Raw genomic sequence first — 11862 nt, forward strand, 5'->3', positions numbered from 1 at the left:
CTAGATCGGGGTCAGGCCGTGCTTACGCTGAACCCGCTTGATCTGCTTATCTCGCAACAGATGAAGAGACTTGCGTAGCAGCAGCCGAGTCTCGTGCGGCTCGATGACCGCGTCGATGAACCCACGCTCGGCGGCGATCCACGGCGTCGCCATGTTGAGGTTGTAGCCCTCGATGAAGTCGGCGCGGATCTTCTGCACCTCCGGTGCCGTCGGATCGGGGAACCGCTTCACCAGCAGCTGCGCGGCGCCCTCGGCGCCGATCACCGCGATCCGGGCGGTCGGCCAGGCGAAGTTGAGGTCGGCCGACAGCTGCTTGGACCCCATCACCGCATACGCGCCGCCATAGGACTTGCGGATCGTGATGGTGACCTTGGGGACGTCGGCTTCGACGACGGCGTTGAGGAAGCGGCCGCCGCGCTTGATGATTCCGCCCTTCTCCTGCTCAACGCCCGGCATGAAGCCCGGCGTGTCGACGACGAAAACCAGTGGCAGATTGTAGGAGTCGCAGAACCTGATGAACCGTGCCGCCTTGTCGGAGGCCTGGTTGTCGATCGCGCCGGAGAGATACATCGGCTGGTTCGCGATGACACCCACCGGACGTCCGTCGACCCGCGCGAACGCGGTGATGATCGCCTGGCCCTGCTGCGCAGCGACGTCGAACACATCGCCGTCGTCGAAGATCCGCAACAGGATCTCGTGCATGTCGTAGGCCGTGTTGTCATTGTCCGGAACGATGGAATCGAGTTCGAGGTCGTGCGGGGTGATCTGCGGTTCGAGACCGGGATTGACGATCGGCGCATCGCCGAATGTGTTGGCTGGCAGGAAACCCAGGTAGTCGCGGACGTACTGGAACGCCGCCTTCTCGTCCTCCACGACCTGGTGGATGTTGCCGTACTGGGCCTGCGCGTCGGCGCCGCCGAGCTCGTCGAGGCTGACGTCCTCGCCCGTGACGTCCTTGATCACATCCGGTCCTGTGACGAACATGTAGCCCTGATCTCGGACGGCCACGACAAGATCGGTCTGTATCGGTGAATACACCGCTCCGCCTGCGCATTTGCCGAGAATGATGGAAATCTCGGGAACCAGGCCACGCAGCAGTTCGTGGCGCCGACCCAGCTCTGCGTACCACGCCAGCGAGGTCACCGCGTCCTGGATGCGGGCGCCCGCCGAGTCGTTGATGCCGATGATCGGGCAGCCCACCATCGCGACCCATTCCATCAGGCGGGCCACCTTGCGACCGAACATCTCACCGACCGAGCCCTGGAACACCGTCTGGTCGTGGCTGAACACACCCACCGACCGGCCGTCTATCGTGCCGTGGCCGGTGACCACGCCATCGCCGAAGAGCGCGTTGGGATCTCCCGGCGTCTTGGCAAGCGCGCCGATCTCCAGAAAGCTGCCAGGGTCCAGCAGGGAATGAATCCGGGCCCGCGCGCTCGGAATGCCCTTCTTCTCTCGCTTGGCGACCGCCTTCTCACCACCGGGTTCCTTTGCCAGCTCCAGCTTTTCGCGGAGTTCTGCCAGCAGTATCGCAGTGGTTTTCTCGGTCACTTCGCCTGCTTCTCCTCAGCTTCGATGCGGTTGATCGCCTCGCTCATGTGCGCGCCGACCTTGGCAATGTACGGCTCGTCGATCGCCTGGATGTGTTCGCCCCCGATCGGTACGACCTCCAGCTCGGAGACGTACCGACCCCAGCCGCCGTCCGGCTTTCGGGTGGCGTACCGCGGCTCGAAGAAGATCGCATCGTCGTGATAGCGATCAGCCATATAGAGCGTGACGTGTCCGTCGTACGGCCGGATCTCTGCGGTGTCGATGACCCGGTTGTCCAGATACGAGGTGCGCTGGTGTTCGATGACGCCGCCGGGGATCTCCACACCGCTCGCCTTGACCGCGTCGAGGACGAACCGCACCTGCCCGTCGTCGTCGAGATCCTCCAGCTGCTCGTACGGGATTGCGGGCACGGTGACATTGAACGTGCGCTCGGCGAACCGAGCGTAGCGGTCCCAGCGGGCGCGGATCTCCTCCTTGGTCTGCGGCACCTCCTCGCCGGCGCGCACCGCGTCGATCAGCCCCACGAAGCGCACGTCGGCGCCCGCCTGCTTGAGCCCGATCGCGCAGGCGTAGGCCAGCACGCCGCCGAGTGACCAGCCGGCCAGGATGAACGGTCCGTCATACATCTCGAGCAGCTTGGGCACATACTCCGCGGCACGCTCCTCGACGGAGCCCTCCACCCGCTCGATGCCGTACACCGGGGTGTCGCCAGGCAGCCGGTTCAGCAGCGGCTCGTACACCACGGTCGAACCGCCGGCCGGGTGGAAGGCGAACACCGGGACGGCCTTCGACCCCACCTTTGGCGCGCGCAGCACACGGACGAAACCGTCCAGCTCGCCGGCCTCGAGGTGCTCGCGCACGATGGTCGCCAGCGCCTCGATCGTCGGCGAGTTCTTCACGTCGTCGACGGTGATGGTGCCTTCGGCGCGTTCGGTGAGGCGCTGCGCGATCTTCTCGGCGGTCTCGTCGTCCACCGTGGGCAGCGCGTTGAAGATGCCGCCCGGCGACTTGCCGGTGACGATGGCCCACGTCGCGAACGTGACCCGCTCGGCGGCCTCTCGCGGCGGCACGTCGGAGCCGAGCGCCTCGGTGACCGCCTCCTGCGTCAGCACCTGTGCCGCCAGCGCGGCCGCACTCGGTTCCGGGCCTGCCGGATTGGTCGGCGGCGGCGGGATCGGCGTTTCGGCAGCCGGGGCGTCCGACTGCGTTTCGGGCTCGGCCTGCGGGTCGGCCGTGGGCACGGACACCGTCGCAGGCGTCGCGCCGCTCATCACCGCGGCCTGCTCGGCGGCGATCTCCTCCGGCGTCTGCGTCTTCTGGTGCTCGTGCAGCTCCTCGACCTCGTCGCGGTGTTCGATCGCGTACTCGATCAGGTTCTCGACCGCGTACAGGTTGGCGTCGCGCACCGCGGTCAGCTGAATCGGCGGAAGGTCGAAGTCGTACTCGACGCGGTTCTTGATCCGCACCGCCATCAGCGAGTCCAGACCCAGCTCGATCAGCGGCACCTCCCACGGAAGGTCCTCGGGCTCGTAGCCCATCGCGCCACCGACGATCGCCGCCAGCCGGTCGTGCACGGTCTCGCCCGAGTCCGGTGACCACTTCGCAAAGCCCGCACCGAGATTGGCACCCCGTGTCAGATGATCGCTCAGGATCTCCGCGTCGTCCTTCTCCTCGACGACGGGCGCGGCCGAAACCTGCTCGGCGACAGCTGTTCCGGTGGCGACCGCACTCGGCAGCGCGGCGGCTTGTCCGTCGCGGCTCACGATGGCGTCATAGATCAATGTGAAGGACTCGTCGATGCGGGCATGCACCTGCACGCTCGCACCGCCGGGGTGGCGGGTCAGGGTGGTCACCAATCGCGCACCCTCGCCGGCAACGGCACGCCGCTCGGACGCCGTCAGCTTGGCATCTGGAAGCACTTGTCCGGCTGCGGCTTTCACGAGCACATCGAGGTCAGCGGAGCCGTCCTTCGGGAAGTACTCCCAGACGTGCCTGCCGTCGGGCATCGCCACGTGGTTGCCCGGCATCAGCGTCGAGCTGTCTCCGGTGAAGTGGGCCTCGAGCCAGTGCGGCTTGCGCCGGAACTTGGTCGGCGGAATATTGGCGTATTCAGGCGGGGTGGGACCGCCCCGAGAGAACAGAGTCCGGATGTCCAGATCGTGGCCATGCACGAACAGCTGCGCCATCGCGGCCGTCATCGCGTCGACTTCGTCCTGCTTGCGCGCCAGCGTCGCGATCAGCTGCGCATCGTGCAGACCTGCCGCCGCCGTCGTGAGGCCGACCTGCATGAGCGCCACCGGGTTCGGCGCCAACTCGAGGAACGTGGTGTGACCATTGTCGACGGCGTTGCGGATGCCGTGCGTGAAGTACACGCTGTGCCGCAGGCCCTTCTTCCAGTAATCCACGTCGTGGATCGGCTCGCCGCCGGGCCGCAGGTAGCTGCCCTCGTGCACGGTGGAGTAGTAGCCCGTGGTGAGCGGACGCGGCTCGATGCCCTGCAACTCGGCGGCAAGCTCGCCGAGCAGGGGGTCCATCTGCTGGGTGTGGCTGGCGCCTTTGGTCTGGAACTTGCGGGCGAACTTGCCCTCTTTCTCAGCCCGCTCGATGATCGCGTCGACCTGGTCGGGCGGTCCGCCGATCACCGTCTGCGTCGGCGCGGCGTACACGCACACCTCGAGATCCGGGTAGTCGGAGAACACCGTCTTGATCTCTTCTGCGGAGTACTCGACGAGCGCCATCAGACGGATGTACTCGCCGAACAGCATCGCCTCGCCCTCACCCATCAGGTGTGAACGTGAGCAGATGGTGCGGGTGGCATCGGCAAGCGACAGGCCGCCCGCGAAGTAGGCGGCCGCGGCCTCACCGAGCGACTGCCCAACCACCGCACCGGGTTTCGCGCCGTGCGCCTTGAGCAGCTCGCCGAGTGCGATCTGGATTGCGAAGATGGTGACCTGCGTGGTCTCGATGCCGTAGTCCTGCGAGTCATCGAGGATCAGCTCGACGACCGAGTATCCCAGCTCGTCCTGGACCAACGCGTCGACCTTGTTGATCCAGTCGGCGAAGATCTCGTCGCGCAGATACAGGCTCTTGGCCATCTTGCGATGCTGCGCACCGAAACCGGCCAGCACCCACACCGGCCCGTTCGTGACCGGTCCGTCAGCGCTGTAGACATTCGGGCTCTGCTTGCCGTCGGCGAGCGCGCGCAGCGCCTTGATCGCCTCGTCGTGGTCATGCGCCATCACCACGGCACGCGACCGGCCGTGGTTGCGCCTCGACAGCGAGCGGCCGATCGACTCCAGGGAGGACGCACGGCCCTCTTCACTGTCGATCCAATCCGCGAGCTCGGCGGCCGCCGACTTCTTGCGCGACGTCAGGAACGCCGAAACAGCAAGCGGCACAACCGGTGTGTGCGGCTCCTCGGCCTCCAGCTCCTCGCGGGCAACCTCGAGCAACCGCTTGGCCTCATCGGTAAGGCCGAGAACTTCGGGTTCGTGCTCGTCGGTGTCGTACGCGTGCTGGCCGAAGAAGTCGCCTGCGTCATCCTCGGGAATGAACTCGCCGTACTCGTCCATTTGCACCCCGCCGACGAACACCGCGTCGGCATCGGGAGCGGCGTGCTTGCCTTCCGAGACGTCTTCTGTTTCCGGTTCCGGCTCCACCAGATCCGACGGCAGCACCTCACGCAGCACCAGGTGCGCGTTGGCGCCACCGAAGCCGAAGCCCGAAACGCCTGCGATGGCGTGGCCGCTGTAGCGGGGCCAATCGGTGACGGTGTCGGCGACCCGCAGGCGCACCTCCACGAAGTCGATGTAGGGGTTCGGTCCGCTGTAGTTGATCGACGGCGGCAGCTTGTCATTCTTCAGCGCCAGCGTCATCTTGGCCAGGCTGGCGGCACCTGCGGCCGACTCCAGGTGGCCGACATTGGATTTCACGGCGCCGAGCAGGGCCGGCTGGTCGACGGCACGACCCCTTCCGACCACGCGGCCGAGTGCGTCCGCCTCGATCGGGTCACCCAGGATGGTGCCGGTGCCGTGCGCCTCGATGTAGTCGACGGTGCGGGGGTCGATGCCCGCGTTCTTGTACGCCTTGCGCAGCACGTCGGCCTGCGCGTCGGGATTCGGCGCGAGCAGGCCGTTGGACCGGCCGTCGTGGTTGATGGCGCTGCCCGCGATGACCGCGAGAATCTCGTCACCGTCGCGGCGGGCGTCGGCCACCCGTTTGAGCACGAGCATGCCGCCGCCCTCCGAGCGGGCGTAGCCGTTTGCATCATGCGAGAACGACTTGATCAGGCCGTCGGGCGCGAGCACCCCGCCGACTTCGTCGAAGCCGACGGTGACGAGCGGGGTGATCAACGCGTTGACGCCGCCCACGATCGCGACGTCGGACTCGCCCGACCGCAGCGACTGCACACCTTGGTGCGCGGCGACCAGCGAACTCGAGCAGGCTGTGTCGACGGCAATCGAGGGTCCACGGAAGTCGTAGAAGTACGACACCCGGTTGGCGATGATCGAGCTGGCCGTACCGGTGATGGCGTACGGGTGCGCGACCGACGGATCGGACATCGCCAGCATGCTGTAGTCGTTGGTGGAGCTGCCGACGTACACGCCGACGCTCTGGCCGCGCAGCGACGATGCCGGAATGCGAGCATTCTCGAGCGCCTCCCAGGTCAGCTCGAGCGCCATCCGCTGCTGCGGGTCGGTGTTGTCGGCTTCCATCTTCGACAGCGCGAAGAACTCGGCGTCGAAGCCCTTGATGTCGGAGAGGTATCCGCCTCGGGTGTGGGCCTTGGCCACACGTTCGGCGATCCGCTGGTCGTCGAGGAACTCCACCCAACGGCCTTCGGGCAGATCGGTGATGCCGCTACGCCCCTCGAGCAGCGCCTGCCACGTCTCGTCCGGCGTGTTCATGTCACCGGGGAAGCGGGTGGCAAGCCCGACGATCGCGATGTCGTCCACCTCGGGGTCGCGCGACCAGTCGACGTCGTCGTCCGCATCGTCGAGTTCGGGCTCGCCCTCGACAATCACGGTGGCCAGCGACTCGATGGTGGGATGGCGGAACGCGACGGTCGCTGTCAACGTCACACCGGTGAGGTCTTCGATGTCGCTCGCCATCGCCACCGCGTCGCGCGACGACAGGCCCAACTCGACCATCGCGGCGGACTCGTCGATCGCGTCGGCCGACTGCCCGGTCGCATTGCCGATCCAGTTGCGCAGCCATTCGCGCATCTCCGAGACGGTCATGTCAGGCCGTGCGGGCGTGGCGGGCCGCTCGGACGCCAGCCTGAAGCCCTCATCTGATGTCGCCGCCGGCGCGGCTCCGTCGTCTGATGTCGCCGCCGGCGCGGCCCCGTCTTCGGGAGCAGTGTTCTGCGAATCCGGTTCTATGTCAGTCATTTTGAGTACCTGCCTGCAATTCAGTCATTTTCGTCGGGGAAGGCGTTGGCCACCTTCCCGCTGCGCAGGCTGCCGTCGAGGTAGGCGGCGCGGCAGGCGCGGCGGCCGATCTTGCCACTGGAGGTGCGCGGGATCGCACCGGCGGGAGTGAGTAGCACGTCTCGCACGGTGACGCCGTGACGCACCGCGATCGCGGCGCGGATGGCGTCGGTGATCGGCGCCATTTCCATCTTGTGCGCACCTGGGGCGCGCTCGCCCACGATGACCAACTGCTCGGAGGTGTCGTCGGGGTCGCGCTTCAAGCCGGCGTGCACGTTTTCGAACACCTCGTCGGGGAGTTGGTTGGCGGGCACGGAGAACGCCGCAACGAACCCGGTGCGCAACGCCTTGGTGGACTCCTGCGCCGAGTACTCGAGGTCCTGCGGGTAGTGGTTGCGGCCGTCGATGATGACCAGGTCCTTGACGCGGCCGGTGATGTAGAGCTCGCCGTCGTGGTAGGCGCCGTAGTCACCGGTGCGTACCCACAGCGCGTCGTCGGTCGCACCCTCGGCATGGCTGGGATTGGTCCGCGACTTCAGGATGTTCTGGAACGTCGCTACGGTCTCTTCCTTCTTGCCCCAGTAGCCGGTGCCCATGTTCTGGCCGCTGATCCACACCTCGCCGATCTGGCCGTCGGGAAGTTCGGTGGCGGTCTCGGCGTCGACGATGGTGGCCCATTCGGCGATGCCGACCTTGCCCGCGCCTGCCTGAGCCACTGCGCTCGGCGAGTCCTCGGGTACCTCGGTGAAGGTGCCCGTGTTCATCGCTTCGCGATCGACGTACACGATCTTGGGGTGATCACCCATCGGGGTGGTCGACACGAACAGCGTGGCCTCGGCCAGTCCGTACGACGGCTTGATTGCCTGCGGCTGGAACCCGTAGGGGCCGAACGCCTCGTTGAACCTGCGCACCGTGGCGGCCGAGATCGGCTCGCTGCCGTTGAGGATGCACTTGACGACGCTGAGGTCCAGGTCCGGCTCGCCCTCCTTGGGCAGTCCCCGTGCCGCGGCGTGGTCGAAGGCGAAATTCGGCGCGACGGAGATCACGCCGCCGGTGTCGTCTGGCTTGCGCGCCATCGCGCGGATCCAGCGGTGCGGCCTGCGCACGAACGCGGCGGGCGTCATGAACTCCACGTAGTGACCGATCATCGGCGAGATCATCGCGGTGATCAGCCCCATGTCGTGGAAGAACGGCAGCCAGGAAACGCCGCGGTCGCCCTCCTCGCCCTGCAGCGCCTCGATCACCTGCACCACGTTGGTGGCCAGGTTCAGGTGCGTGATCTGCACGCCGGTGGGGATGCGCGTCGAGCCGGAGGTGTACTGCAGATAGGCGATCGTGTCGTGCTCGACGCCGACCGGCTCCCATGTCGCGCCCACCTCGTCGGGCACCGCGTCGACGGCGATCACGCGGGGACGTTCCTTGGCGGGCCTGCTGCGGAAGAACTTGCGGACGCCCTCGGCCGAATCGGTCGTGGTCAGGATGGCCGACGGGTGGCAGTCGTCGATGACGGCGTGCAGCCGACCCACGTGGCCGGGCTCGCTCGGGTCGAACAGCGGCACCGCGATGCGGCCGGAGTACAGGGTGCCGAAGAACGCCATCAGGTACTCGAGGTTCTGCGGGCAGAGGATCGCGACGCGGTCACCGGGCTCGGTCACCTGCTGAAGCCGGGCACCGATCGCCCGGTTGCGCCTGCCGAAGTCGGCCCAGGTCAGATCCCGGGCGACGCCGTCGCGCTCGGTGGAGAAGTCCAGGAACCGGTAGGCGATTTTGTCGCCACGCACCTTGGTCCATCGCTCGACGTGAAGAACAAGGCTTCCGCTGTCGGGAAACTTGATCTGTCCGTCCTTGACGAACGGGTTGTGGAACCCCATCGCACTCTCCTGTCAAACCACACGCGGGCGTCGCGCAGGACTCCGTTGTCCGCGCGGATCCGAAGCCCCGCAAGATGTTACCGAGGCGGCGGCTACCCGCCGCAACATCCTATGACCAGGCACTCGGGCCCGGCTTTCAGTCATCAGTCTTAGTTATTTCTTAATGTTAGGCGACCGTCTGTCGCTGGCCAAATCTGCCACGGTCACGTATCAGCCATGTTTTGGATGCGGAGCGGCATCAACGACCTGCCGTGCCCAGTCCAGTGTCCACGCCGTGGCCGGTTGGCCGCCCAGATTCCAGAACTGTGTGGTGGCGTACATGGCGTGTACGGGTTGCCCCGCACCGCCGCCCAGGATCTCCAACGTCCGTGGCAGGTTGGTGATCGAGAACGCCTCTTCGGGCGCCGAGCAGATCAGGTCACCGGTCGCGCAGATCTCGTTGGTGCGGTCGTTGAGGGAGCCGAAGCCGCCGGGGCGCGGGCCCGTCATCGTCAGCCCCATCGCCTGCAGCATCGGCACCTCGTGCAGGGTGATCTCGGCGCCCTGGCCGGGAGGGTTCGGCCCGATGTCCATACCGACGCCCGTCTGCCTGCGGCCGTCGGCGATCGACGTCACGCCGAGCACCAGGTCCGCGTCCACCGGTCCGCGGCCGTTTCCGATATCGCTGGCGATGTCGCCCGCGATCACCGCGCCCTGGGAGAAGCCGACGAGCACATAGCTGGTCAGCGGGCAGCGGTTGTTCATGTCCGTCATCGCCTTCACCGCGTTCTGAGCACCCTCGGCGCGGCTGTCGTTGTAGTTCATCTGGCCGTCGGCCGAAAGGGGATTGTGGAATTGCGCCGTGTAGGGAACGGTGTACACCTCGAGCCGGTCGGTGCCGAATTGCTGGCGCATCGGATTGGTGACGTTGAGCAGCAATGCGATCGGGAACTGCGTCGGGTTGAACGGGTCCAGTTGCGGCGACGACTCCCAGGTGCCGGGAATCGAGATCAGCTGCACGTCGGGGCAACTGGCGTCCTGGAACTCTGGGCGCGGCTTCGTGCCCGGAGTGGTCGGCACCGACGGCGGCACCGCACTGGGCGGCAAGGCGGTGTCGCTCTTGTCGGGCTGACGGATCATGATCCACACGACGGCAACGACGAGCGCAACGACGAGCGCCATCGCACCCGCTGCGATGAGCGCGAGTATCCGGTGGCGCTTGCGCCGACTCTTGGTGGCCATATTTCCCTCAGCTAGCAGAGACGTTCGGTAGCGATCCGAATGTAGTCGGCGGTCAGCGCGTCCACCTCGGACGGCGGCGGCGCAACGGCGTTGAGTTGGGTGCTGTGCACGTCGCCGCGCACCAACGGGGTGACATAGTCGCGAACGGCCGCCTCGGACTGCTTGGCCGCGCGCGCCTGGCAGACATACGACCCGATGCTCAGCGCGAGCAGATCCGTCGACGGCTTCACTCCCGCGGCCTTGAGCGCATCCAGATAGGTCCGCTGCGCAGGGGTGACCGTGAGCGTGCTCGGTTCGGCGCCCTCATCGGGAGTCTGCGAGCCGCCGGCCTTCGCTTCGGCACGGGACTGCATCGTCGAGGGTGGCTGCACCGACATCGTCGGCAGCATGCCGTCACCGGTCGTGCAACCGGTCAGCAGCGCAGGGGCGACCAGGGACGTCGCTACGGCGACGTTGCTGGACCACCTCGGCCAACGCCGAACCGTGTGCTGCACTCCTCCAACGTACCGGCGCTACGGAGTCACTTGATGGTCGAGACGAGTTCGCCCGACATCGCGGCCAGCTGCGGTCCCCAGGTGCCCCAGTCGTGCTCGCCGCTTGGCGGAAAGTCGAAGTGCGCGTTGTGTCCGCCGACGCTGCGGTAGTGCTGATAGAACTCTCGGTTATTGCCCTGGGCGATCGCGCAATACCCGATCATCGCCGCGGGATCACTGCAACCGAGGGCCGTCGGGCTGAACACCCACAGCCGGGTGTTGTTGTCCGCCAATAGCTGAACGTGCACATTCGGTGAGTGCCATTTCCAGCGCCCCAGCTGTGGCAAACCCCACATGTTGCGGATGTCGACGCCGCCGAATTCGGCGAGTCCCGCGGTGATCGCGCCGTCCGTACCGGTCCGCTCTGGCGCCAGGAACCCCGACAGGGAGCCGGCATAGCGGTACCGGTCGGGATGGAACGCCGCCATCGCCAATGCGCCGAAGCCACCCTGTGCGGCGCCGACAATGCCGTGGCCGTTCGGTGCGAGGCCCTTGTTGGCGGCCAGCCAGTCCGGCAGCTCGTCGGCGAGGAACGTCTCCCACTGCTTGCTGCCGTCCTGCTCCCAGTTGGTGTACATGCTCCAGGCGCCGCCTGCCGGGGCGGCGACCGAGATGCCCTTACCCGCCAGCGTGGTGAACGCCCCCGCACCGACCCAATTGCTGACGTCGGGGCCTGCGTTGAACGCGTCCAGCAGGATGACCGCGTGCGGGCCGCCGCCCTGGAAGGCGACCGGGATGTCGCGTCCCATGGCCGCAGACGGCACCATCAGCATCTCGACACCGTCGGCCCGCACGATCGGCGCCGTCGCGGACCACAGGCCCGCAGCCAGCACTACCGACAAGACCGCTCGAATCATCCCGCGCATTCGCCCACCCTCACCTTTAGCTGTCCTCGCGCAATGCAGTGAACCACATCACCGCGCCTCCCGGAAACGGCTGACGGCGGCGACCCCGAAGGATCACCGCCGCCAGACGAACATATCTGTTACCGCAGTGCTTAGCCGCCCGTGCTGGCCGAAGCCGTGTCGGTGGTCGCCGCCGTCGCCGCTGCCTGCTCAGGCGTCGGATTGGACGGCCCCGGGGTGGCACCCAGCACACGCTGGATGTCAGGCTTCATCTGCTGCAGTTGCGCGCCCCAGTACTCCCAGCTGTGAGTACCGGCGGACGGGAAGTTGAACACACCGTTCTTGCCGCCCGCGGCGATGTACTGCTCCTGGAACGTCTTGTTCGTCCGCAGGGTGAAGCCCTCGAGGA

At 66.8% G+C, this 11862-nt stretch carries 7 protein-coding genes; all 7 read right to left on the bottom strand.

The genetic code is table 11. The annotated features are described in order from the left end of the window. Entirely contained in the window at positions 1-1551 is a 1551-nt protein-coding gene (locus QOJ24_RS10300; RefSeq protein WP_526260887.1) for an acyl-CoA carboxylase subunit beta, read from the bottom strand. Beyond that, on the bottom strand, positions 1548-6791 hold the full coding sequence (gene pks13, locus QOJ24_RS10305; RefSeq protein ID WP_526260895.1) for a polyketide synthase Pks13: 5244 nt from the start codon (positions 6789-6791) through the stop codon (positions 1548-1550). Before pks13 ends, QOJ24_RS10300 begins: the two co-directional genes overlap by 4 nt. Before the next feature lie 173 nt (positions 6792-6964). Then, entirely contained in the window at positions 6965-8854 is a 1890-nt protein-coding gene (fadD32, locus tag QOJ24_RS10310; protein ID WP_526260888.1) for a long-chain-fatty-acid--AMP ligase FadD32, read from the bottom strand. A gap of 210 nt (positions 8855-9064) precedes the next feature. After that, positions 9065-10075 (bottom strand): carboxylesterase Culp6, encoded by a 1011-nt coding sequence (gene culp6 / locus QOJ24_RS10315; protein ID WP_526260889.1) that lies wholly within the window; start codon positions 10073-10075, stop codon positions 9065-9067. A gap of 11 nt (positions 10076-10086) precedes the next feature. Next, positions 10087-10569 (bottom strand): DUF732 domain-containing protein, encoded by a 483-nt coding sequence (locus tag QOJ24_RS10320; protein ID WP_526260890.1) that lies wholly within the window; start codon positions 10567-10569, stop codon positions 10087-10089. A gap of 26 nt (positions 10570-10595) precedes the next feature. Continuing rightward, positions 10596-11474 (bottom strand): alpha/beta hydrolase, encoded by an 879-nt coding sequence (locus tag QOJ24_RS10325; RefSeq protein WP_526260891.1) that lies wholly within the window; start codon positions 11472-11474, stop codon positions 10596-10598. A gap of 131 nt (positions 11475-11605) precedes the next feature. Continuing rightward, a partial coding sequence (locus QOJ24_RS10330) for an alpha/beta hydrolase-fold protein (RefSeq protein WP_526260892.1) occupies positions 11606-11862 on the bottom strand: 257 nt, incomplete at its 5' end.

Source organism: Mycobacterium sp. (assembly GCF_032159775.1).
Taxonomy (GTDB): domain Bacteria; phylum Actinomycetota; class Actinomycetes; order Mycobacteriales; family Mycobacteriaceae; genus Mycobacterium.

Excerpts from the sequence above, each read along its gene's own strand:
- culp6 (WP_526260889.1), bottom strand. The coding sequence starts at position 10,075 with ATGGCCACCAAGAGTCGGCGCAAGCGCCACCGGATACTCGCGCTCATC.
- fadD32 (WP_526260888.1), bottom strand. The coding sequence starts at position 8,854 with ATGGGGTTCCACAACCCGTTCGTCAAGGACGGACAGATCAAGTTTCCC.
- QOJ24_RS10325 (WP_526260891.1), bottom strand. The coding sequence starts at position 11,474 with ATGCGCGGGATGATTCGAGCGGTCTTGTCGGTAGTGCTGGCTGCGGGC.
- pks13 (WP_526260895.1), bottom strand. The coding sequence starts at position 6,791 with ATGACCGTCTCGGAGATGCGCGAATGGCTGCGCAACTGGATCGGCAAT.